The following is a 24754-nucleotide window of genomic DNA, read 5'->3' as shown; positions in this document are numbered from 1 at the left end:
GCCGCGTCCCGCGAACCGTTTTGCAACGGCGCGCGATACCCACGGCTCGCTGTCCGACCGGCGGTTTGTCCAAGGCACATTCAACAACCGATGCACGCACAACCATCGCGCAATAGTGGCGCAGTACCGCCCGACGCAGAGCAGACAGGCGCGGCCGACAGCGCCGCAGCGTCCAATCCCGAACACGGCCTGCCGACGCCGCAACGCTATTGGGCGATGCTGGTCATTGCGCTCGCCCTCACGCTGGCAGTACTGGACAGCGCCATTGCCAATGTCGCGTTGCCCACTATCGCGCGAAACCTCCGGGCGAGTGCGGCCGGCTCCATCTGGGTCGTCAATGCGTATCAGCTTGCCATCACCATTTCGCTGCTGCCGCTCGCGTCGCTTGGCGACCGCATCGGCTATCGGCGCATTTATCTCGGTGGCCTGATTCTGTTCACGGTCGCGTCTTTCGGCTGCGCGCTTTCCACGTCGCTGTCGACGCTCGCGATTGCTCGCGTCGTGCAGGGCTTCGGCGCGGCGGGTGTCATGAGCGTGAACACGGCGCTCGTCCGCATGATCTACCCGCCGACGCAACTCGGGCGCGGCGTCGCAATCAATGCGATGGTGGTCGCCGTGTCCTCGGCTGTAGGACCCACCGTGGCCTCGGGGGTGCTCGCCGTGGCCTCGTGGCCGTGGCTCTTCGCGATCAATGTGCCGATCGGCATCGCGGCGATTGTGGGCGGCTTCAAGGCTTTGCCGATGAACCGCGGCCACGATTCGCCGTACGACCTGTTGAGCGCGGTCATGAACGCGTTCGTATTCGGCCTGCTGATTTTCGCGGTCGATGGTCTCGGGCACGGTGAACGGCTCGGCTATGTCGCCGTGGAATTCATCGGCGCGGTGGTGATCGGCTACTTCTTCGTGCGTCGTCAATTGAGCCGTCCGGCGCCGCTGCTGCCGATCGATTTGCTGAGGATTCCGATCTTCGCGCTGTCGATCGGCACCTCAGTCTGTTCGTTTTGCGCGCAGATGCTCGCTTTCGTGTCGCTGCCTTTCATGTTGCAGGACACGCTCGGTTTCTCGCAGGTCGATACCGGTCTCCTGATGACGCCATGGCCCGCGGTCATCATCATCGCTGCGCCGATTGCCGGGGTGCTGTCGGACAAAGTGTCGTCAGGCTGGCTGGGCGGCGTCGGACTGGCCACCATGACCGTCGGACTGCTGCTGCTCGCCACGCTCGGAGCGCATCCCGAGCCGGTGCAGATCGCATGGCGCATGGCGTTGTGCGGCGCCGGTTTCGGTATCTTCCAGTCGCCTAACAACCGCACGATGCTGTCGTCGGCGCCGCGTGAGCGCAGCGGGGGCGCGAGCGGCATGCTGGGCACCGCGCGCCTGACCGGGCAGACGCTCGGCGCGGCGCTTGTCGCGTTGATTTTCGGAGTGGCGCCGCACAACGGGCCAGTCCTCGCTCTGTATGTGGCCGCAGGGTTTTCGGCAGTGGCAGCGGTGGTCAGCACCCTGCGCGTAACGCAACAGGCGAAGGCGCGGCCGGCCTGATCAACATTTTTTGTGAACTCAACGCAAAAAAGGCGCGGATCGCTGCGAACGATCCGCGCCCTTCTCTTTCTTTTCTTCGACAACCTCGCTCAGACGTGACGAGCGCGCGCGGCTCTGCGAGAGCCGCGCTGCCGCAAAATTCCTATGACGACGCCGTCACGTCAGCGAGCTTTACCGCTTTGGCCGTCACGGAAGACGCCGTAGCGACGTTGCGCAAATCGCCGAGGAAGGTATCGCGCCACACGGACAGGTTGTTCTCGCGCATCGGCGCCATCATGTCCGCATGGCGGGCCTGACGTTCGGCGAGCGGCATCGAAAGCGCACGTTCGAGCGCTTCGGCCATCTGCGAGAGATCGAACGGATTGACAACCAGCGCACCCGGCAGCTGCTCGGCCGCGCCGGCGAATTGCGAGAGCACCAGCACGCCCGGATCGGCCGGATCTTGCGACGCGACATATTCCTTGGCGACCAGGTTCATGCCGTCGCGCAGCGGCGTCACGTAGCCGACCTGCGATTGACGGAACAGCGCCATCAGCAGATTGCGTTCGTACTTGCGGTTCAGGTACTGGATCGGCGTCCAGTCGAGCTGCGCAAAGCGGCCATTGATACGCCCGGCCTCGCCTTCCAGCGTCTGACGAATCCGTTGATAGGTCTGAACGTCCGCGCGCGTCGGCGGTGCGATCTGCACGAGCGACACACGCCCGTGCCATCCCGGCGCATTCAGCAGCAGGCGCTCGAACGCCTGGAAGCGTTCGACCAGACCCTTCGAATAATCGAGGCGATCGACGCTCATGATCAGCTTGCGGCCGCGCATGCCGTCGCGCAGGCTGCGCACCGGCTTGCGGTCGGTGAACTGCTCGGCGGCCTTGGCGATCGCGTCCGGATAGATACCGATCGGATACGCACCCACCTTGAGGAAACGGTTGCAGGCGTGAACCATGCCGTCTTCACTCGACGTGCCATGATGGCCCCGCTCGATGAAATCGACGAACGACTGGCGATCCGCCTCCGTCTGAAAGCCGATCACGTCGTAGCTGCACATCGCCTTCACGAGTTCTTCATGCGGCGGGATCGTGCGCAGCACCTCGGGGACCGGAAACGGAATGTGCAGGAAGAAGCCAATCGGGTTCTTCACGCCGAGGTCGCGCAGGCAGCGCGCAAACGGCAGCAAGTGGTAGTCGTGAACCCAGATAATGTCGTCGGGCCTCAGAAGCTCCTTGAGCTGCTTGGCGAGCGTCGCATTGACGCGCTGATAGCCCGCATATTCCTGTCGATCGTAACGCGACAGGTCATTGCGATAGTGAAACGTCGGCCACAGCGTCGCATTCGAAAAGCCGCGGTAATACTGGTCGTAGTCACGCTTGGTCAGGCCAACGGTCGCATAGGTCACGTTGCCTTGTTTCTCAATCAGCGGCGGGGACGGCTCGCTCACCGTCTCACCGCTCCAGCCGAACCAGACTCCGCCTGTTTCCTTCAACGCATCCAGCACGCCGATCGCCAGGCCGCCCGCTGCGGGCCGCCCTTCCTGGGTCGGCGCAACACGATTCGATACCACGATCAGTCTGCTCATTGGTGCTCCACCTAGTTCAGTTGTTTCGTTGCATACGGACATGTGCCAAAAAGGTGCATGCAAGTCGCGTGCCGTTTTTGCGGAAGCGGAGGACAAAAAATGTATGCAAATGTGACGGGCGAGCAAAAACCCGCAGCACGGGAACGCCGCGAAGAACTTCCTTCCGTTTCCTACGACGAATCGGCGAACGCCGTTCTCGCGTGATTATTTGCTGGGCGGAGAGCCTCACGCGTCCTGCTCGGAGCCCAGGTCGCGCTGGTAGTCGAGGCCTTCCGGGCGGACTCCGCCCTGGTTGTACTCCCCGTCAGGTGGTGCGTGCGGAGCGACGCGATTCTGCGCGGACGGATCGTGGTGAGGCGCCTGAGGGGCGGGTGCGGCCGATGAATCAGGCGCGGGCGCGGGGGGCGACTCGGTAGAAAGCGGCGGACCATTCCTGGTCGCCGGGGGACGGCCGTCGCGCTTGGAGTGACGCGCCGAACGCCGCAGTGCTGGATGTCTCATGGTCGATGCCTCCGGGCAAAGCCGCGCCGCCCAGACAGTGGCGGCATCTACAAGTCTCGGAACGACGCCGTAACTGCCGGTAAAACGTGCGCCGCATTTGTAACATGTACACAAGTTTGCGGCGCGTGACTAGGGCGCAACCCGCTCGCCATGTCAGAGTTGCAGAGAGATTGGCGGGCGCTGACTGGCTTGGGGAGTTTGCGTGGGCTGCGGCGGCGGATCGCCGATCGGCGGCTCGACCGGTTCGATCGGCTGAGGACTCGGGTCGGGCACAGTGTCGGGTTCGCCCGGCGTCGGCGGCTCGATCGGCTCCGGACGATGTGCATGCTTTTGAAGCGGCGACGCGGGAGCGGCAACGTGTTCCGGCATGTCAGTGATCCTCGTTATGCGTTCTACCGAAACGCAGCAAGGGTTGTGCCGTTACCGAAGCGCTCCCCGGCTAAAGCGGGGGCGACTGAGCGCTAAGCGTCCGCGCCGCCCAGCGCGCGCGATTCGTCGGCGGAATCGCCTTCTTCACGCGCGTCATTGCCGTATTCCACGAGGCGGTTATAGAGCGTCTTCAGGCTGATGCCGAGAATCTCGGCAGCGCGCGTCTTCACGCCCCCACACTGCTCGAGCGTGGCCAGAATCAGCTGACGATCCGCTTCTGCGAGCGACGTGCCGAACGGGATGGTGATCGCCGTACCGGCCGCCGGCTTCGACAGCGTGATCTGCAGCGGCACGGTGGCCGTGCTGTCCGAATCCGTGCCGGACATGATGTGCGCACGCTGCACGTAGTTCTTCAGTTCGCGCACGTTGCCCGGCCACGGGTACGACAACAACATTTCCTTCACCGCGGGCGGGAAATGTTTGCGCGTGCCATGACGCTCGTTGAGCTCGTCGAGAAACGCCTGGGCCAGCAACTCCACGTCTTTGCCCCGGTCGCGCAGCGGCGGCAAGCTGATCGGGAATACGTTCAGCCGGTGGTAAAGGTCCAGCCGCAGCTTGCCTTCCAGCACCGCCTGCTCCGGATCGCGGTTGGTCGCGGCGATCAGGCGCACGTCCGTTTCGATTTCCTTTGTCGTGCCCACGCGCATGAACATGCCCGTTTCGAGCACGCGCAAGAGCTTGACCTGCAGCTCGATCGGCATCTCGGTGATTTCGTCGAGGAACAGCGTGCCGCCGTTCGCGCGCTCGAAATAGCCCTTGTGCTGACGGTCGGCGCCGGTGAACGAGCCGCGCTCGTGACCGAACATTTCCGATTCGATCAGATTCGGCGAGATCGCGCCGCAGTTCACGGCGAGAAACGCATGCTTGCGACGCAAGCTCAACTCGTGCAGCGTCTGCGCGGCCACTTCCTTGCCGGTGCCCGATTCGCCGACCAGCATGACCGAAGCCGCCGTGGGCGCAACGCGGCCGATCTGGTCGTAGACCTCCTGCATCGCCGGCGAATTGCCGAGCATCAAACCAAAGCGGCCCATGCGGCGCAATTCGCCGCGCAGAGTGCCGATTTCCGCCTTCAGGTCGCCGGCACGCGGCAGGCGCGAAAGAATCGCCTTCACGCGCTGCATGTTGATCGGTTTGACCAGGTAGTCGGTGGCGCCCATTTTCAGCGCGTTCACCGCCGACTCCACCGTGGCGTGGCCGGTGATCACGATCACTTCCACGCCGGACCGCGGATCGAGATCTTCGAACAAGTCGACCCCGCTGCCGTCCGGCAGCTTCAGGTCGGTAAAGACAACGTCCGGCATTTGCCGGACGAGTTGAATGCGCGCTTCGCGCAAATCGCCCGCGGTGGCGGTGGTCAATCCGTCTTCCCCGATGATGGCGGAAAGCGCCTCGCGGGTACCTGCGTCGTCATCGACAATCAGTACATGTGGCATCGCGTCTCGAAAGCCTGCAAGCGTGGGAGAAGAGCATGCGGCGGGGCATGCTAAAAAGGGCGACGACCCTCGCGCGGGCGGCGGCGAATGCGACTCGATGTGAGCGCACGCCAACCTGCATCAAGCAAGGGACCGCCGATTTCATTCAATACTGCAACAATACACGCAGAAAGCAGGACGTGATCGGCACTATTGTTCTGTATTTACCTATTATACGGCTTTACTGAGACAAATTAACAGTACCGCCAAGGCGCCGCATCCCAGGGATTTCATGCGGCGCCCTGGCGAAAAGCAAGCTTAACTGCTGTGCGGGAACGGCCAGGCGTCGGGATGTGCGGAGCCGTTTGCTCCATGGGCGCCGGGGCCCGTGCTCGCCGTCAGAGCCGCGCCGGGCGCGGACGACGACGACGGCGCGGTAACGGCGCCGCCCTCGCCTTCCCAACGGTGCAACTCACGTCCTGTTGCTCCCTGCGCGGCACGGTTTCGCTGGACATAGCGGACCGCGAGGAAGCCGCCGAGCGCCATCAGCGCGCCGAAGATACCAATTTTGGGTCGAGCCATCGTGAACTCCTTGTGGTCGTTGAATGGAGAAAGGTGGCGGCGGCGATCGTGCCGCCGGTCACCGTCGATAAATCGCGAGGCGTTGGCCGGAATAAAGGCGTGGCAGTTTGCAGGTCCCAGCGAACGCTCAGCGGGGGACTTGGCCATAATCGGCGGTGTCGAGCTGGAAATCAGTCAATCATCAGCTGATAGCCGGCCGTTAACGCGCAGTCAGGACGCCCAGTACAAAGCCCACGCCGGCTGCAATGGCGACCGAGCTCCACGGGTTTTGCCGCACGTAACGTTCCGTGTTGACGGTCGCCGAGCGATAGCGGCGCTGAGCGTTATCCTGCGCATCGCCGAGTGCGGATTGCAGCGTTTCCACATGGGTGCCCAGTTTCTGGCGCAATGCGCCTACGCCCTCGCCCGGCACATTGGCAGCGAGTCTCAGCATTTCTTCCGAGTCCTTGAGCAGCACCCGCAGATCCTCGACGATCTTCTGGCCGCCGAGTGCAAGCTGTTGCGTCGTGTCAGTCATCGTTTCACTCCTCGTCTAGGGTCAGCGTTCGCGCGCCGCGTTGTTAGCGGCGACAGCGCACGCGTGTCGGGAGGAAGGCGCAAACCCTGTGCCCGGTAACTTTAGCGAACACGCTGTCACGCGGCATTCACCCCTGGCACTTTCGACCGACTTGCGGCCACAGTTCGTCGATAGCTGACACATAGATTGCAGGAAGCGCCGTCGAAGTGGTTAAATCGACTTTTGTGAGATACGACTTCAAGAGCTGTCTCGTTCCCAGGCCTGCGCGCCGCAACAACGAACTCATTTGCACAGGACTTCCCCGTTTATGGCGTCAATCGATGTGGACTCGCCCACTGTGTCCGCTGGCGGCAGCGCTTCCGCTCAGGCGAAGCAGCGCGTCACGGACGGCATCGCGGGACTGAAATCGTACGGCCTGCTTTACGGCTCGTCGCCGGTGATGCTCGACTTGTATGAGCAGATCGAGCGCGTCGCGAGCACCGACGCGACCGCGCTGATCATCGGCGAATCGGGCACCGGCAAGGAACTGATCGCCCGCACGATTCACGATCAAAGCAGCCGCAAGGACGCGCCCTTCGTCGCCGTCAATTGCGGTGCGATTCCCGACGAACTGATCGAGGCCGAGCTTTTCGGCCACGAGAAAGGCAGCTTTACCGGCGCCGTTCAAGGGCGCATCGGCTACTTCGAGCATGCGAACGGCGGCACGCTGTTCCTCGACGAAGTCACCGAAATGGCGCCCGTGCGTCAGGTGAAACTTTTGCGCGCGCTCGAGACCGGCACGTTCTATCGCGTGGGCGGCAACGAGCTGATCAGCGGCAACGTGCGCGTGATCGCCGCTACCAATCGCGACCCGGCCGTGGCCGTCAAGGAAAACGGCCTGCGTGAAGACCTGATGTACCGTCTGGCGGTTTTCCCGTTGCGCGCGCCGCCGCTGCGCGAGCGCGAGAACGACCGCGAACTGCTGGCCCAGCACTTTCTCGCGCAACTCAATCAGCAGGAAGGCACCAGCAAGAGCTTCAGCAAACGCTCGATCGAAACGCTGCGCACATGGTCGTGGCCGGGCAACGTGCGCGAGTTGAAGAACGCGGTGTACCGCGCGTTTATCCTCGCCGAGAAAACGGTCGAGTTGCCGCATCCTCATCTTGCGTCGAAGGTGAAGCGGCCAGTCACGCAAGGCGACGCGATGAGCGTATGGATCGGCACGCCGCTCGCCGACGCTCAGAAGCAGATCATTCTCGGCACGCTGAAGTACTGCGGCGGCGACAAGCGGCGCGCGGCAAAAGCGCTCGGCGTCAGCCTGAAGACGCTTTATAACCGCCTGAGCGCGTACGGCGACGAAGGCGCGGAAGAAGATACCGAACATTAACCGCGTCTGTGCAGAACTTCCTCCCGCAATCAGTTCGCACCACCAATCAAATCGGCCTGTCATTGAACAGAATCCGGTTTGACCCGCACCATCTTTTGCAATTTCTTGCACTTTTCCGCTGCCATTTACAAAACGCATCCTGCAAAATGCAGCAGCCCATTTTTCGTCGATGGGAAGAGGCGCTGCTTGTTCTGGGCGGCCTCTGCACGCGAACACGTAAGAAAAGTAGAGACAGGGAATGCGAAAGAAAATGGTGTGGGCCGAGTGGTTGAGACCGCGCTTGAAAACCCGCCCGGAACAATCGGCCGCGTGCCGACTGCCTGATGCCGCCAAGTTGGCCGTATTGGCGGTGGCGGTCTCGTCGGCGTTGAGCGGCTGCAGTTCGCTCTATACCGAAGGCGCCACGGCCGGCGCGGGTATCGCCGGCGCCGCGATTGCGGCGCAGGTTACCAATAACGCCGCTGTTGCCACCGGTATCGGTCTTGGCGCAGTGGCCGCAGCGAGAGCCGGCGTGCAGTACTCGGAGCGGGTGGTCCACCGGAACACGCAGGACGGCATCGCGAAGATCGCGGGACCGCTCGAAGTCGGCGCCGTCGCACCGTGGAGCGTCACGCACTCCGTTCCGATCGAAGACGACGAGCACGGCCGCGTCACCGTCAGCCGCACGATTAGCGCGGGCACGCTGGACTGCAAGGAAATCGTCTTTTCGGTCGACCACATCGCCACTAAGAACGTGCCTGCAAGCAGCGCGTTTTACGTCGCATCTATCTGCCGCGACGGCGAAAACTGGAAATGGGCTTCGGCCGAGCCCGCCACCGAACGCTGGGGTGCACTGCAATGACGGCGCATGTGCTTGCGACTGGAAAGCCGCTGCGTCGCCTGAGCCTGACAGCGGTTGCAGCCGTGCTATGCGTCAGCGCGACTCTGCTCACAAGCGGTTGCGCGTCGATCGGCGCGGCAAGCGGCGCCGCCGCCGGTGTCGCGTCGGGTCTCGTCACGTCGAATCCGGCGGTCGGCATCGGTGTGGGTATCGCGGTTCAGGCCGCAACGGACGAAGCCGTGGGCCGCTATATGCGCAGCATGCACACCGACCAGCAGAATCTGATCGCGGCGTTGGCGGGCGCCATGCCCGTCGGCGAAACGCGGCCCTGGTCGGTCAAACACACGCTGCCCATTGAAAACGGTCACGGCGAAGTGCGCGTCACGCGCGCGTTCGGCTCCGCGCTCGCGCTTTGCAAGGAATTCGTGTTCTCGGTGCGGGACGGCGACGGTCCGGGCGCTCACGAAGACTGGTACACCGCCAGCGCGTGCCAGCAGGACAAGGGTTGGAAATGGGCTTCTGCGGAACCGGCCGTCGAACGTTGGGGCAATTTGCAGTAGCGCGGACGCGCCAGCAAACATTGTTCTGATCACACGGCACAACGAAAAAACGGCAGGGTCTCCCCTGCCGTTTTCAATGAGCGACGCGCAGAAGCGCCGTCGCGCTCACGACTCCACGTCTTCCAGACTGAAGATTTCGGTCTGATCGTTGTACGAGAAAATCTCGCCGTAACGGCCCCAGTTGATGACCGCGTCGAGCGTTTCCTCTGCGGCGCTGTCGGACAGAAAATCCTCGAGTTCCTGTTCGAAGCGCACGCGCGGGGCGCGGTGCCCCGGCCGTTCGTTCAACACCTTCTTGATTCGCGCGGCGAGCGGCACATGCCGCAACAGATGCTCGGCGAACATCATCTTCCGTTCCTGCGTACCGAACTCCGCGAACACGCGTGCGGGCGGCGTCAGGAAAATATCGCCTTCGCGCACGTCGGCGAAACCGAGATGCTGAAGCACTTCAGCCACTGGGAACAGATCGTCCACCTCCAGATGCAGCGAGCGTGCGATTTCCGGCATGTCCGCGCGGCCGTGATACGGCGCCGCGGCCAGCGTCTCGATCAGACCAGCCATCAGGTTGGTCGACACATGCGGCAGCCAGCTGTGCAGCTCCAGACCCTTCCTCGTTTTCTCGTCCGTCTGACGCGCGGTCATCTTGGCGTAGATTTCGTCGACCAGACGGCGGAACGCAGGGTCGAGACGATTGCGCGGATGCTTGAACGGCACCTTGATCTCGGCGATCACGCGGCCCGGGTTCGACGACAACACCAGAATCCGGTCGCACATGAACACGGCTTCCTCGATGTTGTGAGTAACGATCAGCACTGCCTTGATCGGCATGCGGCCCTGCGTCCACAAGTCGAGCAGGTCGGTACGCAGCGTTTCGGCGGTCAGCACGTCGAGCGCGGAGAACGGTTCGTCCATCAGCAGCAGCGTGGGATCGACCACCAGCGCCCGCGCGAAACCGACGCGCTGGCGCATGCCGCCCGACAACTCGCGTGGATACGCGTTCTCGAAACCGTCGAGACCGATCAGGTCGATCGCCGCGAGCGCGCGTTCGCGCCGCTCGCGCGCCGCGACGCCTTGCGCCTCGAGCCCGGCTTCCACGTTTTGCAGCACGGTCAGCCACGGAAACAGCGCGAAGGTCTGAAATACCATCGCGACGCCCTTCGCGGGACCGTCGAGCGGCTTGCCCATATAGGTGACTTCGCCGTCGGTCGGCTCGATCAGACCGGCGATGATGCGCAGCAACGTCGACTTGCCCGAGCCCGAACGCCCGAGAAGACCGACGATCTCGCCTTCGCGCAGCGACAGGTTCGCGTCGTCGAGAACGAGTAGTTCGCCCTGCGACTTGTTGAAACCGCGGCACACGTCCTTGACACGCAGGATCTCTTCGCCGAGGCGCGGCGGCTTCGGCGGCGTCTGGATCGGCGCGGCGGTCATAGCAGCTTTAGGATTTTGCATCGCGTTATGCCTTCAATTCTCAAGAAACGCCGGGCCGCCCGAGCTTTGCACGGCCCCGTTGTGGGCCCGGCGCGAGCGGCAAAGTGGGGCGCGCTTAGTCCAGCCGAAGCTTGGCTTCGGCGTACGCGTACATCGGACGCCACAGCAGGCGGTTGAAGAGCGTCACGAACAGGGACATCACCGCGATACCCACGATGATCTTCGGATAGTCGCCCGCAGCCGTGGACTGCGCGATATAAGCGCCGAGCCCGTGCGCCGCAACCTTCGTGTCGCCCCACTGCACGAATTCCGCGACGATGCTCGCGTTCCACGCGCCGCCCGACGCGGTGATCGCGCCCGTCACGTAGTACGGGAAAATGCCCGGCAACATGGCCTGACGCCACCATTGCCAGCCACGAATGTGGAAATTCTTCGCCGCTTCCCGATAGTCGTTCGGATACGAGGTCGCGCCGGCAATCACGTTGAACAGGATATACCACTGGGTGCCGAGCACGATCAGCGGCGACAGCCAGATGTCCGGGTTCAGGTGGAAGCGAACGATCACGATCACGAATACCGGAAACAGCAGATTGGCCGGAAACGCGGCAAGAAACTGCGCGAGCGGCTGAATCTTCTCGGCCAGCGCCGGCCGCAAGCCGATCAGCACGCCGACCGGCACCCAGATCACGGACGCGATGGCGATCAGCACCACCACCCGCAACAGTGTGATGAGGCCGAGCATGAAAACGTGGCCGACTTCGTCGAGCGAAACGCCCGTGCGCACGTAAATGAAGACGCGATACACGACATAGACGGTGCCGATCAGGACCAGCGCCGCCCACACGATGTCGCCAAGGCGCGAGCTCTTCTGTATCTGCGGGATCTGGAAGCGCGGCCTTTGCAACGCGGGTAGTCGGAACGGCACGCGCGCAGCCTTCGCGAACATCCAGCCGAGCGGCACGAGCAAGCGGTGAATCAGGCGTGTGCGGCGGATCAGATCGAGCAGCCACGATTCCGGAGCGTCGCCCGAACTCGTGGTCTCCATACGGAATTTGTCAGCCCACGCGACGAGCGGACGGAACAGCAACTGGTCGTACGCGAGAATCACGACGGTCATCGCGAGAATCACCCAGCCGATCGCGTGCAGATTCTTGACGACGATCGCCTGCGCGAGATAGGCGCCGATGCCTGGCAGCGTGATCGTGTTGTTGCCGACGGTGATGGCCTCGGAGGCGACCACGAAGAACCAGCCGCCGGACATCGACATCATCATGTTCCAGATGAGACCGGGCATCGAGAACGGCACTTCGAGTTTCCAGAAGCGCTGCCACGAAGTGAGGTGAAAGCCCCGCGAGACTTCGTCGAGATCGCGCGGAACCGTGCGCAGCGACTGATAGAAGCTGAACGTCATGTTCCACGCCTGGCTCGTGAAGATCGCGAAGATCGCCGCGAGTTCGGCGCCCAGCACGCGGCCCGGAAACAGCGCGAGAAAGAACGTGACCGTAAACGATATGTAGCCGAGCACCGGCACCGACTGCAGGATGTCGAGAATCGGCACCAGCACGAGACCCGCCCGGCGGCTCTTCGCGGCAAGCGTACCGTAGACCAGCGTGAATATCAGCGACGCGACCATCGCCGCGAGCATGCGCAATGTCGTGCGCATTGCATACTCGGGCAGGTTCGCGGGGTCGAGCGAGATCGCCTGGGTCTTCAGCGTGGACATCGGCGCGAGCGTCTCGTGAAAGCCGATCGCCGCCATTGCGATGATGCAGATGATCAGCGGAAAGGCGACGAAGTCCCAGCGATTGGGCAGCACCCGCCATGCCGACGCATTGGCGGTGCGCTTCAGGTTGAAGCTGAAATCCATCAGACCCACTCCTCATTCATACAGGCGAACAAACGCGCGAACGAGGCCGCGACTTCGGCGCGGCGGTCTGACGATCGGTCCGGAAAGCGGAAATCAGGCATGGCAAAACGCGTGTGCGCGGTAAATCGTTAGCGTTGGTGACACGTGGACCAGCGACGGAAGTGCCCACGGGTAAGCCGCCCCGCAACCCCCAACCGTCAAGCCAGAATCCTGTCGCCGCAGGCGCCGCCCGTAGGCTGGCGAGCTTTCCTTTGTTTTGGACGGCACGACACTACACCATCCTATGTTTCAGGCACAACCTTTGAAGGCAAATCGCGACAACTTATAGCGGCCGCCTGACAACAGCCTGGCAATGACCTGACAGCGGCCTTCCGCCGGCAGCAAGCAGCCGTTCCGCGAGCCTATTTTTTGGGCAGCCTCACGACCATTGATCGAAAAGCCGGTCAAGCTCATTGATGCCGCGATTGCGGAATTACGCTTCGCTTTGTCACGCGGGGCATCAAGAAACCGGCCGGGCTGCCGTTAAGAGCCTGATGGGTGAAACCCATGAGATCTCACGCCTCAATAACGGTGGCGTCTGGCCCCATGCCGGTTAGAATCCACAAAGATGCACTGCGTTGGTGGCTTATCCCGAGCACCAGCGACGGCGCACGAACGGCCGTTCCCACAATCGCGAAACGCGGGGCGAAACAGCGCCGCGGCGCTGCCACGAATAGCAAGTTGCATGTCTAAGCCAGACGGATCAGAGGGTCGATGAACAGGACAACCTTGCGCCAGGCAACCGGCCCGATCGTCTTCGTGCTGATCTTACTGGCTTGCTGGTTCGTGGCCGGCATGGTCGCGGACCGGATGGTACAGCAAGAACTTGCCGCGACCTTGCACGCCCAGCGCCAGATGTCGGCCTCTATTGTCGACAACATGGCGGAGGTGATAGCAAGCGACCTCGCGATGTCGCGGGCCATTCCTGCAACCATGGCCGAAATGGACGTGGTTCAGAACGCATTGGTGCAATCCCGGAATTATGCCGCGAACGGCGAGACGACGGAACCCGCCCTGCGCGCCGCGTTGCTAAAAGACCCGCGAATGACCGCCGTGAGCACCTTCCTGCACCGCGCGCAGGGCTTCTCCGGTCTCGATCAGGTGTGGCTCGTGAATGCGAATGGCATCTGCGTGGCCGCGAGCGATGTCCTCACCGATATGCCGCGCAGTTCCTTTGTCGGCGTCGACATGCGCGTGCGGGCTTATCTCACGAGCGCCCTGCTCGGCGCGTTCTCGGAAGCCTATGGCGTAGGCCGCACGAGTGGCGAGCCCGGCATCTTCATCGCCGTGCCGGTCTACGCGGACGGAGAACTCACAGGCGCAGTCGTCGCCAAGGTGGGGATCGCGCGGCTGCGCCACTGGGTCGCCCATGCGGGGACCTTCGTCGCCGACGGTAACGGCGTCATCATCATGGCGCACGACAGCAAGCTCGAAGGCCACGCACTGCCGGACTCCCCAGTGACGAAGATGCGCGCAGCGGAGCGCAAGCTGACCTATCGCCGCGACACGTTCCCGGATATCCAGATACACGTGGACGCGCAGGTGCGCGAGGCAGCGCCGTGGGTGTCCGCCGCTGTCGCGGAGCAGCTGTTCGCTTCGGCGGGGCAGCCGGGACCGTCGCTGTATCAGACTCGCGGCGGTCTGAATTCGGGGCTATCGGCGCATCTCGTCGAGCCGTTGCCCGCCTGGCCCGAACTGCTGCGCAACCATAAGCGCGATCATCTGCTGGTATTCCTGACGCTCGCCGGCACCGTCGCGCTTGCATGGGTGATCACCGTCTCGTACGTGCGCGAGCGGCGTCACCATCGGGCCACGCGCGACCTTGCCGAACAGTTGCAATCGGCCAATACGCTGCTGTCGGCGGAGGCGCGTCATGACGCATTGACCGGCGCGCTGTCGCGCCGCTATTTCCTCGACTTGCTGCGCCATGAAATCGACCGTGCGCATCTGGGCAATCAGCCACTGTGCATGGCTATCGCGGACCTCGATCACTTCAAGCAGATCAACGACCGCTTCGGCCATGCCGCGGGCGACCGCGCGCTCGAACATTTCGTCGACACGTGCCGTGCGGAACTGCGCGGTGCCGATGCAATCGGCCGGCTCGGCGGGGAGGAGTTCGGGTTGCTGCTGCCGGCCACCGATCTTGCCGGGGGCCGCGAAGTGGTCGAACGCTTGCGCCTGCGCCTGAAGGCCGTGCCGTCGGCGAAGCTGCCCGCCTCGGTCACGCTCAGCGTGAGCATCGGCATCACCGAACTTTCCGTGGACGACCTCCCCGAACGGATCATGAGCCGCGCCGACACGGCGCTCTACGCCGCGAAGACCGGCGGCCGCGACCGCACCGAAGCACTGCCGCCTGACGACACCGCGCCGTCCGCGCGCACGGTGGCCAACATCTGGTAACCGCGTGTCCGCTGTCTGACGCAACGCAAGCCGAAGCGCCGGGCTTCCCGCAAGCAAGCAGGTATGATCGACACTGACCTTGGTTGTCGCTACCGCTTTAACGGGAGATTCGCATGAAGGGAAATCTGGTCATCGTTTGCCGCGATCAGGATGCTGACGCGTTCGACCATCTGCTGGCCGAATACGGCGCGTTTCAGACGCGCCTGTCGTCCACGGCCTGGTATCTGAAGCTGGATGTTGCGCCGGAGGTCATTCAGGAAGAAATCCTCGCGCGCCTCGGCAAGTACACGACGCACTATATTTTCGAAGCCGAAACCGTGACCTGGAATACGGTGGATAGCGAAGCAGCGAATGCGCTGAACACGCTCTTCTCCGACTAGCGCGGCGCTTGGCCCAGCTCGATGCCGCGTTCTGGTTCCTCACCCACGTTCATCAAGACGGCTTGAAAAGAGGCTCGAGCAGCGGGCATCGTGCCAAGGGCGCGGGCAACAGCAGCGAAAGACGCGGCGCACGGCCGCGCCTCTGACCACATCACCAGACGCTTTCCGAGGCCGTCTTCACCTGAGGCACGGCGGAAAACGGAAAGCTCATCAAGACCCGCAAGCCACGGCCGCCGTGGTTGCCGATCTCCCACTCTCCGCCCGCGCGCCGGACCAGCCGCTCGACGATGGCGAGCCCCAAACCGCTGTGACCGTTGCCGCCGCGCGCCGGGTCGAGCCGCACGAAAGGCCGGCTTGCATTGACGAGATCCTGCGCGGCGATGCCCTTGCCGTTGTCGCTCACCGACAGCGTGAAGCCTTCTGCGGTGCGTGCAGTGGCAACGACGACTGGCGGCGCGCCATAGGCGTGCGCGTTGTCGAGCAGGTTCGACAGAATTCTGTCGAGCGTCGCGGCGGGAAGGCGGAAACCGGGACCCGCCCGCAGCTCGGTTTCCACGGTCGGCGCGCCCGAGGCCACTGCGCGATAACTGCGTACGACCCGTTCGCATTGCGCGTCGACTTCGACCGGTTCGCTGCGGTCGGCGCCGTCGTGCGCGAACACCAGGAACTGCTCGACGATGTGCGTCATGGAATCGACATCGCGCACGACGCCGTCGCGCATCTTGGCTTCATCCATCATTTCGGCGCGCAGCCGCAAGCGTGCAAGCGGCGTCTTCAGATCGTGTGCGACACCCGCGAGCATCACCGCGCGGTCGTTCTCGGTACGCGCGACTTCCTGAACCATCTGATTGAAGCCGTGCGTCAATTGCCTCAACTCGCGCGGTCCGCGCTCGGGCACGGGCGGCACCGGCAGGCCACGGCCGAATCGCGCAACCGCCTGGGCAAGCGAGCGCAGAGGCTGCTGCAGCGCCCATGCGGCGAAGAGCGCCGCCATGACCGCGAACGAGAAGATCATGACGAGCCACAGCACGGTGCGGTCGAGCGAACGCGGCGGTCGCAGCGGCTGAACCGGCACGACGATCCAGCTGTGGTCGGCGGTTCCGCGCACCCACAACGTGGGCGGGCCGCCCGGCAAGCCAGCGCGCACCTGCGTGCCGGACGGCATGCGGTCGCGAACGTCTTCGATAAAACGTTCCAGCGGCGGCGGCATGTTCGGGGATTCCGGCGGCACCTCGGGGCTCGTCGGATCGACCAGTTTCACGCGCGAAGGCAACGGCTGGTCGGGGTTACGGACGACGTGCTGACGCACCGCGTCGACGAGGAAAGTGGCTTCTTCGACGGCGTAACGCGCTTGCAACTGGTTGCGCTCGAGGCGCATGAGCGCGTACCACGCGAAATGCGACAGCAGCAACACCGCGACGACCAGCAATGCCAGCCGCCCGAACAGCGAATCAATGGGCCGGCGCATGCTGTTCGCCGTCGGGCACGAACACGTAGCCCCGCCCGCGCACTGTCTGGATGAAGCGCGGCGTGGACGGATCCGTTTCGAGGATGCGCCGCAGACGCCACACTTGCACGTCTATGCCGCGGTCGGTGCCGTCGTACTCGGGACCGTGCAGCAACTCCAGCAGACGCTCGCGCGTCAGCGTGCGCATGGGGTGGTTCACGAAGATTTTCAGCAGCGCGAACTCGCTTCCGGACAGCGTAAGCGGCTTGTCCTCCAGATGCAGCGTGCGGGACTGGAAGTCCAGCGTGAAACGGCCGAAGCTGAACGGCTCGCGCTGCTCGGGAGCAGCCGCCGACGGCAGCGTGCGGCGACGGCGCAAGACTGCCTGCACGCGCGCAAGCAGTTCGCGTGGATTGAACGGCTTGCCGAGGTAGTCGTCCGCACCGAGTTCCAACCCGACGATCCGGTCGACGTCGTCAGCGCGCGCGGTCAGCATGATGACGGGAATGTCGTCGCCCGATGCGCGTAGCTTGCGCAACGCCGTGAGCCCGTCGACACCCGGCATCATCAGGTCGAGCACGATCAGATCGGGACGCTCGCGCTCGAGCCTGCGTTCGAGCGAGCCCGCGTCGTGCAGCACCGACACTTCGATACCCTGGCGGGCCAGATAGTCGCGCAGAAGATCGCGCAATTCGACGTCGTCGTCGACAACAAGTATTTGAGTAGCCATGGAATGAAGTTTAACGCGCGACAGGAACGGTTTTCGATTTCAAGCAGGCCTCAAGGGTTACCGGGTGTTACCGTGAAAGCTGCACGTAATGGCCCGTAACAGCGGCACCAGGGCGCGTAACACAGCGGTCGATGCAGTTCTCTACGCTGTGTCTTACCGAATGCAGGCCGTCAAAAGTGATCGGATGCATCGTCGGCTATTCCATTACAAGGAGCATGACATGTCCACCAGAAAAATCTCGCGCGCCCTCGCCGTTGCCGCCACCGCTCTCGCCATCGGCGCGGGCGCAGCCTATGCGGCTCAACCCGCTCACGAGGCCCACGGCGGCCCCGGCGGTTGGCATGGGCACTTCATGAAGGAACTCACGCAACTTCATGACCAGTTGAAGCTGAACGCGGATCAGGAAAAGCAGTGGCAAGCCGCGCTCGACACCATGAAGCAGAGCCACGAGGCGATGCGCGCGAACCACGAGCAGATGAAGGACCAGTTCAAGTCCGCGCAGCAGCAGCCGATTCTCGATCTGAACGCAATGGCCGCCGCGCATCAGCAGATCGAGCAGAAAGACGCTCAGTTGCGCCAGCAAACCACGGACGCCTGGCTCAAGTTCTATAACGGCTTGAACGATCAGCAGAAGACAACCGTCAGCACCGCGCTGAAGCAGCGCTTTGCGAAGATGGAATCGCGTCACGAGAAGATGCGCGAGCGCTGGCAGCATCACCAGCAGGGTGCGGCATCGGCGCCTGCTGCAAATCAGTAAGCGACGCCAGTAAGCCACGCGCGACCGCGCAGCCAATGTGCGGTTCGATGAACGAAGGCCATTCGCGTGGTCGCCTTCAAAAAAGAACGCCACGGAGCTTCTCCGTGGCGTTTTTTCGTGTCTGCTCAGCTTCTGTTAGCGCGATCCCGCCGAGTGATAACGGGGAGACCTCGCGCTTGCGAGGTCGTTGCGCGCTCAACCAGTTACGCCAGGACCGCCTGCAGCCAACGCTCTTAGCCTTCGAGCCGGCCGAGGTCGAACAGCAGCACTTCGGCGTTGTGCCCTTTTTCCAGCGTCACCGTATCTGTCTCGCTGAGCTTGGCCGCGTCGCCCGCCTCAAGCGCCTCGCCGTTCACCGTGAGCGAGCCGCGTGCCACGTGCACATAGGCGAGTCGTCCTTGTGGCAGCGTGAACGTGGCCTGCTCGGTGCCGTCGATCAGCGCGGCGTAAATCGACGCGTCCGCGTGGATCGTCACCGAGCCGTCGCGGCCGTCGGGCGAGGCGACAACCCGTAGCCGGCCGCGCTTGTCGGCGGCCTCGAAGTGCTTCTCTTCGTAACCCGGCTGATCGCCCGCGCGTTGCGGAATCACCCAGATCTGCAGCAGATGCGCCTCTTCGTCCTGCGATGCGTTGAACTCACTGTGCATCACGCCGGTGCCGGCGCTCATGCGCTGCACGTCGCCCGGACGGATCGTGGAGCCGTTGCCCATGCTGTCGCGATGCGCAAGCGCCCCTTCGAGCACGTAGGTCACGATCTCCATATCGCGGTGTCCGTGCGTGCCGAAGCCCTGGCCGCCCGCTATGCGGTCTTCGTTGATCACGCGCAGCGGACCGAAATGGACATGCTGCGGGTCCCGATAGTCGGCAAACGAGAAGCTGTGATACGAGTCGAGCCAGCCGTGGTTGGCGTGGCCGCGTTCGTCGGAACGGCGAATTTCGATCATGAGGTACTCCCTGTCAAATCTGGCGATGGCCAGAATGTATGGGCTGCGCGCCCGCCGCACAATCGGCGCGAATGCACCGGATCGTTTCGCAAATCCGCGTAATCGCACGAGGCCGCGGCCGATCTCACTTTGGCTGAACCCGCCTACGCGTCGCGCATACGCAACGCGTGCGCCGCCGCGCCCGTCCGACCGGCATTGCGCACTGGCGCCGCGCCCCTGTTCGGGTAAAATACCGCGCTTTTCATCGTACATGGTGGCCGCAAAAGCGCCTGAACGCCGAAACGCCGCGCAGGGGACCCATAGCGGCGCGACAATTTTGGCCGCCTAGAATAGCGGCGCCGGCCACAAGCCGGCGTTCGTCGGGATCGGACACCACGACGATCAGTTTGACCCAGGAGAAACATGAAGAAGCTCGCACTGTGCGTAGCGCTCGCCGTCATGGCCACCGGCGCCATGGCAAAAGAATGGAAAACCGTACGCATCGGGGTCGACGCCAGCTATCCGCCGTTCGAATCGAAGGCGCCCAGCGGCCAGGTCGTCGGATTCGACGTCGATCTGACCAAAGCGCTGTGCGCAAGAATGAACGTGAAGTGCGTGTGGGTCGAGCAGGATTTCGACGGCATCATCCCGGCACTGAAGGGCAAGAAGTTCGACGCGATCGTGTCGTCGCTGACCGTCACGGACAAGCGTCGCGAGCAGATTGATTTCTCCGACAAGCTGTTCGACGCGCCCGCTCGCATGATCGCCAAAGCCGGCTCGCCGCTCCTGCCCACCGCCGAATCGCTGAAGGGCAAGCGCATCGGCGTCGAACAGGGCACGACCCAGGAAGCCTACGCCAAGGCTTATTGGGAGCCGAAAGGCGTGACCGTCGTGCCGTATCAGAATCAGGATCAGGTCTACGCCGATCTCACCTCCGGCCGGCTCGACGCCGCGCTGCAGGACGAGATCCAGGCCGACGCCGGTTTCCTGAAGACGCCGCGCGGTAAAGGCTTCGCGTGGGCCGGTCCTGAAGTGAAGGACCCGAAAACCATCGGCGAAGGCACGGCCATCGGTCTGCGCAAGGAAGACTTCGATCTGCGGACCATGTTCAATCGGGCTCTTGCAGAGGTTCATCAGGACGGCACGTTCACGAAGCTCGAAAAGCAGTACTTCGACTTCGAGATCTATCCTGGGCACTAAGCAGGCACTGATCGGACACTGAGCACGGTTCACAGGCGGGCCACCGCTTCAGGCACTTCGCCTGCTCGCGCGAGACGCGGGCACCATGGAACTCGGGGCTCGCCCGCATGGGCTTCCCTCGGGCTTCGTAATACAGTCGGTCTAGTTTCAAAGAGAGTCGAAAAGCGCGCTGCAAGACCGCCAACGGTCATGCAGTCATGATTTGCACAGCGGTACGCTGTGCGCCGCGGATCACAGCGAGCGAAGCTCGCGGTACATGCGGTGCAGAGCCGGCCGCGTCTTTCGCGGTGCGTCGCAAACGCATCGTCAAGGACCCGATATGTTCCTTCAAGGCTACGGCCCGCTGCTTCTCAACGGCACCTGGCAGACCGTCAAACTGGCGGTGTTGTCTCTGGCGCTTGCTTTCTTGCTGGGCCTCGTCGGCGCGGCGGCGAAACTGTCGAAGAACCGCTTCTCGCACGGTGCCGGCACGGTCTACACCACGCTCGTGCGCGGCGTGCCCGACCTCGTGCTGATGCTGCTGCTCTTCTACAGCATCCAGATCTGGCTAAACAATCTGACCGACCTGCTCGGCTGGGATCAGATCGACATCGACCCGTTCGTGGCCGGCGTCGCGGTGCTCGGCTTCATTTACGGCGCGTACTTCACCGAGACGTTCCGCGGTGCCTTCCTCGCCGTGCCGCGCGGCCAGCTCGAAGCGGGCGCGGCCTACGGCATGACGAGCTGGCAGGTGTTCTCGCGCATCATGTTCCCGCAAATGATGCGCTTCGCGCTGCCCGGCATCGGCAACAACTGGCAGGTGATGGTCAAAGCCACCGCGCTCGTGTCGATCATCGGCCTCGCGGATGTAGTCAAGGCTTCGCAGGACGCGGGCAAAGGCACCTTGCGGTTTTTCTTCTTCACCCTGTTCGCGGGGGCGATCTACCTCGTCATCACCACAGTGTCCAACTTCGTGCTGATGTACCTCGAAAAGCGTTACTCGACCGGCGTGCGAAAGGCGGATCTATGATCGAGATCATTCAGGAATACTGGCGCAACTATCTTTATACCGACGGCTATCGCTTCACCGGCCTCGCGATCACGCTGTGGCTGCTCGTGGTGTCGATCGGCCTCGGTTTCTGCCTGTCGATTCCGCTCGCCGTGGCGCGCGTGTCGAAGAAGAAATGGCTCTCCACTCTCGTGTGGCTCTACACGTACATCTTTCGCGGCACGCCGCTCTACGTGCAGCTACTGCTTTGCTACACGGGCTTGTATAGCCTCGAGATCGTCCGCAATCACGAGCTGACCAACGCGTTTTTCCGCGAAGGTATGAACTGCACGTTGCTCGCGTTCACGCTGAACACCTGCGCCTACACCACCGAGATTTTCGCCGGCGCCATCAAGGCTACGCCGTATGGCGAAATCGAAGCGGCACGCGCTTACGGCATGTCGTCGTTCACCCTGTACCGGCGCGTGATTCTGCCTTCGGCGCTGCGCCGCGCGCTGCCGTATTACAGCAACGAAGTCATCCTGATGCTGCACGCCACGACTGTCGCATTCACCGCGACCGTGCCGGACATTCTCAAGATCGCGCGCGACGTCAACTCGGCAACGTATCAGTCGTTCAATGCGTTCGGTATCGCCGCCCTGCTCTATTTGTGCATTTCTTTCGCGCTGGTGTGGCTGTTCCGCCGCGCCGAGCGCCGCTGGCTCGCTTACCTGCGGCCGCAAGGCAAGTAACCGGCGCATTGCGCCAGCACGTAAGCACGCCCAAGGATTCTGATGAACACAACGAAGCAAAAGCTCTTCGTCGACGAGCTTCACAAACAGTACGGCGATAACGAAGTTCTCAAGGGCGTCACGCTGAAGGCCAATGCCGGCGACGTGATCAGCGTGATCGGCTCGTCCGGTTCCGGCAAGAGCACGATGCTCCGCTGCATCAACTTTCTCGAACAGCCGAACGCCGGGCGCATTTTCGTGGACGGCGAAGAAGTCCGCACGCAGATCGCCAAGAACGGTGCGTTGCGCGTGTCCGACCCGAAGCAGTTGCAGCGCGTGCGCACCAAGCTGTCCATGGTGTTCCAGCACTTCAACCTGTGGTCGCACATGAACGTGCTCGAAAACATCGTCGAAGCGCCCGTGAACGTGCTCGGCCTCAAGCGCAAGGAAGCCGAAGATCGCGCTCGCGAGTATCTGGAGAAGGTCGGTCTCGCGCCGCGCCTGGAGAAGCAGTATCCGTCGCATCTGTCCGGCGGCCAGCAGCAGCGCGTCGCCATCGCGCGCGCTCTGGCGATGCATCCCGACGTGATGCTGTTCGACGAACCGACCTCCGCGCTCGATCCCGAACTGGTCGGCGAAGTCCTCAAGGTCATGCAGACGCTCGCCGAGGAAGGCCGCACGATGATCGTTGTCACGCATGAGATGGCATTTGCGCGCAATGTGTCGAACCACGTGATGTTCCTGCATCAGGGCCGCGTGGAAGAAGAAGGCCACCCCGACGAAGTGTTCCGCAACACGCGTAGCGAGCGCCTCAAGCAGTTTCTTTCCGGAAGTCTCAAATAGCGGACATATCGGAGAACCTGGTATTTGAGACAAACTCATGTGTCTCATTTACCGCTTGTAGTGAAAGTAGTTTTACAAGGCGCTTACGAGCGCCTTTTTTGTTTCGGTCACCTGCGTAATCCATGCATTTCGACCGCGAAAACCCCGCCGTACCGCCCTTCCAGCCCCTCGTTTTCGCACTACCTTGCCGTTTTGGAAGCGTCAATAGTGGCAATCCTTAATCTTGCTCCCGCCGATCCGTGATTCCCTTGTCACGCAAGGGATTCAGCTATTTTTCAAGGCGCTTGAAAGCGCCTTTGCACACATCCGTATTGCAATTTGGAGACACAGGTCAACGCCGGTACTAATTTCTTCTCCCACACAAGTGTATTTTTGATAAATTAGTAACCAAAGTAGCAAAACAAAGTTCATTAAAAGTAGTTTTACTTCAAAGCACAGAGGAGAACCGGTCGGCGAGGGATCGGCGTGACGACGAGACAGTCCCAAGGCTGCACGTCAGGACAGGAGACCTAATCCGCCCGCTAATCTCCCTGGTACCGATTTCTGTTCGGAGCGCTTACGTCCGAACACCATTCGCAGTACTGGGTTTCACTTTTTGACAGGGTATGGAGGAGAAGATGAAGAAAGCTTTGCTCGCCGCTGCGCTGATGTCGGCCGGCGTTGTTGCGCATGCCCAAAGCAGCGTGACACTGTATGGTCGCCTGGACGCGGGTATCGAATACATAAGCGGTCTGCCGAACGCCAACTACACCGGCTCCACGTCGCGCTGGCGCGCGGAAAGCGGTGACTGGGGCACGAGCCTCTGGGGCATGAAGGGCGTCGAAGACATCGGCGGCGGCAACAAGGTCCTGTTCCAGTTGGAAGGCTCGTTCAACACCATGACGGGCGCAGGTCCTGGCGGCGGCGGTCTCTTCAATCGTTGGGCAACGGTCGGTCTGTCGAACAATACGTACGGTACGTTCACGATGGGTCGCATGCTCTTCATCTCGAACGGCGTGTGGGACTTCGACCCGTTCGGTCAGTCGAACTGGTCGTCGGCATCGCTGGTGCGTGGCCGCAACTGGCCGCAATCGAGCAACAACCTCGCTTACCAGTCGCCGAAGTTCTACGGCTTTGACATGTACGGTCAGTACGCACTGTCGAACGCAACGAACTGGAACGGTAACGGCACGACGCCGCAAGGCCGTGAAGCAGGTCTGCAGCTGACGTACACGTCGTCGCTGTTCCAGGTTCGCGGTATCTATGACGAAATCCGCAACGCCGCAAACGGTAACTTCACCGACCCGTTCACCGCATCGCGCGAATACACGGCAGCCTTCAACGTGTTCCTCGGTCAGTTCAAGATCCAGGGCGCATACCAGGCAGTCCGTACGTCCGCCGCTGCTAGCGCTGCAGGCACGACGCCGACGTCGCTCGATCACGAATGGGGTGGTGTGACGTGGCAAGCCACGCCGGCCGCAGCCCTGATCGCGGCGGTGTATCACGTCAACGCCAACAAGAACGGCGGCAACGCAACGATCTACACGATCGGCGGTTCGTACAACCTGTCCAAGCGCACGCTGCTGGACATCCAGGTTGCGACCGCGCGTAACAGCAAGACCGCTAACTTCGGTCTCGACGCGAACGCTGCAGGCCCTGGCGGCAACATCACTTCGGGCGGCACGACTACGTACAACGAGAACCCGCTGCCTGGCCACAGCCAGACCGGTGTGTACGCAGGTATTCAACACTCGTTCTAATCGA

At 62.7% G+C, this 24754-nt stretch carries 23 protein-coding genes; 12 read left to right on the top strand and 11 right to left on the bottom strand.

Going from position 1 to position 24754, the window contains the following annotated elements; all coding sequences use genetic code 11:
* Nucleotides 1-90: 90 nt before the first annotated feature.
* Nucleotides 91-1539, top strand: a complete 1449-nt coding sequence (locus J2W46_RS14460; protein WP_310354528.1) for an MFS transporter — start codon at nucleotides 91-93, stop codon at nucleotides 1537-1539.
* A gap of 142 nt (nucleotides 1540-1681) precedes the next feature.
* Here J2W46_RS14460 and otsA read toward each other — a convergent pair whose 3' ends face one another.
* The 6 genes from otsA to J2W46_RS14430 form a co-directional block, all read right to left on the bottom strand.
* Nucleotides 1682-3109 (bottom strand): alpha,alpha-trehalose-phosphate synthase (UDP-forming), encoded by a 1428-nt coding sequence (gene otsA / locus J2W46_RS14455; protein ID WP_310354526.1) that lies wholly within the window; start codon nucleotides 3107-3109, stop codon nucleotides 1682-1684.
* Nucleotides 3110-3334: 225 nt separating this feature from the next.
* The gene (locus J2W46_RS14450; protein WP_084690001.1) at nucleotides 3335-3610 is read right to left on the bottom strand and encodes a hypothetical protein; all 276 of its coding nucleotides are present in this window, start codon (nucleotides 3608-3610) and stop codon (nucleotides 3335-3337) included.
* Between the two features lie 153 nt (nucleotides 3611-3763).
* Nucleotides 3764-3979, bottom strand: coding sequence for a hypothetical protein (locus J2W46_RS14445; protein WP_087751317.1), 216 nt, complete (start codon nucleotides 3977-3979; stop codon nucleotides 3764-3766).
* Between the two features lie 92 nt (nucleotides 3980-4071).
* On the bottom strand, nucleotides 4072-5472 hold the full coding sequence (locus tag J2W46_RS14440; protein WP_020065271.1) for a sigma-54-dependent transcriptional regulator: 1401 nt from the start codon (nucleotides 5470-5472) through the stop codon (nucleotides 4072-4074).
* Nucleotides 5473-5769: 297 nt separating this feature from the next.
* Nucleotides 5770-6033, bottom strand: coding sequence for a hypothetical protein (locus J2W46_RS14435; protein ID WP_020065269.1), 264 nt, complete (start codon nucleotides 6031-6033; stop codon nucleotides 5770-5772).
* A 199-nt stretch (nucleotides 6034-6232) separates the two neighbouring features.
* The gene (locus J2W46_RS14430) at nucleotides 6233-6550 is read right to left on the bottom strand and encodes a DUF883 family protein (RefSeq protein ID WP_020065268.1); all 318 of its coding nucleotides are present in this window, start codon (nucleotides 6548-6550) and stop codon (nucleotides 6233-6235) included.
* 307 nt (nucleotides 6551-6857) lie between these two features.
* Between J2W46_RS14430 and J2W46_RS14425 the strand changes: the two genes are divergently transcribed.
* The 3 genes from J2W46_RS14425 (at nucleotide 6858) to J2W46_RS14415 (ending at nucleotide 9296) form a co-directional block, all read left to right on the top strand.
* Nucleotides 6858-7916 (top strand): sigma-54 interaction domain-containing protein, encoded by a 1059-nt coding sequence (locus J2W46_RS14425; RefSeq protein ID WP_020065267.1) that lies wholly within the window; start codon nucleotides 6858-6860, stop codon nucleotides 7914-7916.
* Nucleotides 7917-8154: 238 nt separating this feature from the next.
* The gene (locus J2W46_RS14420) at nucleotides 8155-8757 is read left to right on the top strand and encodes a hypothetical protein (protein WP_310354523.1); all 603 of its coding nucleotides are present in this window, start codon (nucleotides 8155-8157) and stop codon (nucleotides 8755-8757) included.
* Nucleotides 8754-9296 (top strand): hypothetical protein, encoded by a 543-nt coding sequence (locus J2W46_RS14415; RefSeq protein ID WP_310354521.1) that lies wholly within the window; start codon nucleotides 8754-8756, stop codon nucleotides 9294-9296. The genes J2W46_RS14420 and J2W46_RS14415 overlap by 4 nt, the downstream gene beginning before the upstream one ends.
* A gap of 105 nt (nucleotides 9297-9401) precedes the next feature.
* Here the strand turns inward: J2W46_RS14415 and J2W46_RS14410 are convergent, their stop codons facing one another.
* Nucleotides 9402-10748: an ABC transporter ATP-binding protein gene (locus tag J2W46_RS14410; RefSeq protein WP_013338552.1), complete on the bottom strand. Its 1347-nt coding sequence runs from the start codon at nucleotides 10746-10748 to the stop codon at nucleotides 9402-9404.
* Nucleotides 10749-10842: 94 nt separating this feature from the next.
* Nucleotides 10843-12594 (bottom strand): ABC transporter permease, encoded by a 1752-nt coding sequence (locus J2W46_RS14405; protein ID WP_020065263.1) that lies wholly within the window; start codon nucleotides 12592-12594, stop codon nucleotides 10843-10845.
* Nucleotides 12595-13347: 753 nt separating this feature from the next.
* Here J2W46_RS14405 and J2W46_RS14400 point away from each other — a divergent pair.
* Complete coding sequence (locus J2W46_RS14400; protein ID WP_027804193.1) at nucleotides 13348-15033, top strand: sensor domain-containing diguanylate cyclase; 1686 nt, start codon at nucleotides 13348-13350, stop codon at nucleotides 15031-15033.
* Between the two features lie 113 nt (nucleotides 15034-15146).
* A complete protein-coding gene (locus J2W46_RS14395) occupies nucleotides 15147-15413 on the top strand; it encodes a double-stranded DNA-specific endonuclease (RefSeq protein ID WP_020065259.1) in 267 nt (88 codons plus the stop codon).
* Nucleotides 15414-15564: 151 nt separating this feature from the next.
* On the opposite strand, the gene J2W46_RS14390 is transcribed toward J2W46_RS14395, so the two are convergent.
* Nucleotides 15565-16881 (bottom strand): ATP-binding protein, encoded by a 1317-nt coding sequence (locus J2W46_RS14390; protein WP_310354518.1) that lies wholly within the window; start codon nucleotides 16879-16881, stop codon nucleotides 15565-15567.
* Nucleotides 16865-17590 carry a response regulator gene (locus J2W46_RS14385; protein WP_013338547.1) on the bottom strand — a complete coding sequence of 242 codons (726 nt, stop codon included), beginning with the start codon at nucleotides 17588-17590 and terminating at the stop codon, nucleotides 16865-16867. The genes J2W46_RS14390 and J2W46_RS14385 overlap by 17 nt, the downstream gene beginning before the upstream one ends.
* Before the next feature lie 220 nt (nucleotides 17591-17810).
* Here J2W46_RS14385 and J2W46_RS14380 point away from each other — a divergent pair, with 220 nt between their 5' ends.
* Nucleotides 17811-18347 (top strand): periplasmic heavy metal sensor, encoded by a 537-nt coding sequence (locus tag J2W46_RS14380; protein ID WP_020065257.1) that lies wholly within the window; start codon nucleotides 17811-17813, stop codon nucleotides 18345-18347.
* A gap of 233 nt (nucleotides 18348-18580) precedes the next feature.
* On the opposite strand, the gene J2W46_RS14375 is transcribed toward J2W46_RS14380, so the two are convergent.
* On the bottom strand, nucleotides 18581-19291 hold the full coding sequence (locus J2W46_RS14375) for a pirin family protein (RefSeq protein WP_310354516.1): 711 nt from the start codon (nucleotides 19289-19291) through the stop codon (nucleotides 18581-18583).
* A gap of 402 nt (nucleotides 19292-19693) precedes the next feature.
* Between J2W46_RS14375 and J2W46_RS14370 the strand changes: the two genes are divergently transcribed.
* The 5 genes from J2W46_RS14370 to J2W46_RS14350 all read left to right on the top strand — a co-directional run bounded on the left by J2W46_RS14370 (nucleotide 19694) and on the right by J2W46_RS14350 (nucleotide 24750).
* On the top strand, nucleotides 19694-20470 hold the full coding sequence (locus tag J2W46_RS14370; protein WP_310354514.1) for an ABC transporter substrate-binding protein: 777 nt from the start codon (nucleotides 19694-19696) through the stop codon (nucleotides 20468-20470).
* Nucleotides 20471-20789: 319 nt separating this feature from the next.
* Complete coding sequence (locus J2W46_RS14365) at nucleotides 20790-21479, top strand: ABC transporter permease (RefSeq protein ID WP_020065253.1); 690 nt, start codon at nucleotides 20790-20792, stop codon at nucleotides 21477-21479.
* A complete protein-coding gene (locus J2W46_RS14360) occupies nucleotides 21476-22189 on the top strand; it encodes an ABC transporter permease (RefSeq protein WP_020065252.1) in 714 nt (237 codons plus the stop codon). Before J2W46_RS14365 ends, J2W46_RS14360 begins: the two co-directional genes overlap by 4 nt.
* A gap of 42 nt (nucleotides 22190-22231) precedes the next feature.
* Nucleotides 22232-23011 carry an ABC transporter ATP-binding protein gene (locus J2W46_RS14355; RefSeq protein ID WP_020065251.1) on the top strand — a complete coding sequence of 260 codons (780 nt, stop codon included), beginning with the start codon at nucleotides 22232-22234 and terminating at the stop codon, nucleotides 23009-23011.
* 617 nt (nucleotides 23012-23628) lie between these two features.
* Nucleotides 23629-24750, top strand: a complete 1122-nt coding sequence (locus J2W46_RS14350; protein WP_088172923.1) for a porin — start codon at nucleotides 23629-23631, stop codon at nucleotides 24748-24750.
* Nucleotides 24751-24754: the final 4 nt, after the last annotated feature.

Origin of the sequence: Paraburkholderia strydomiana, assembly GCF_031456815.1 — a bacterium.
GTDB lineage: Bacteria > Pseudomonadota > Gammaproteobacteria > Burkholderiales > Burkholderiaceae > Paraburkholderia > Paraburkholderia caledonica.
The sequence above is the reverse complement of the archived record's forward strand: the minus strand, read 5'-3'. Positions and strand labels throughout refer to the sequence as shown.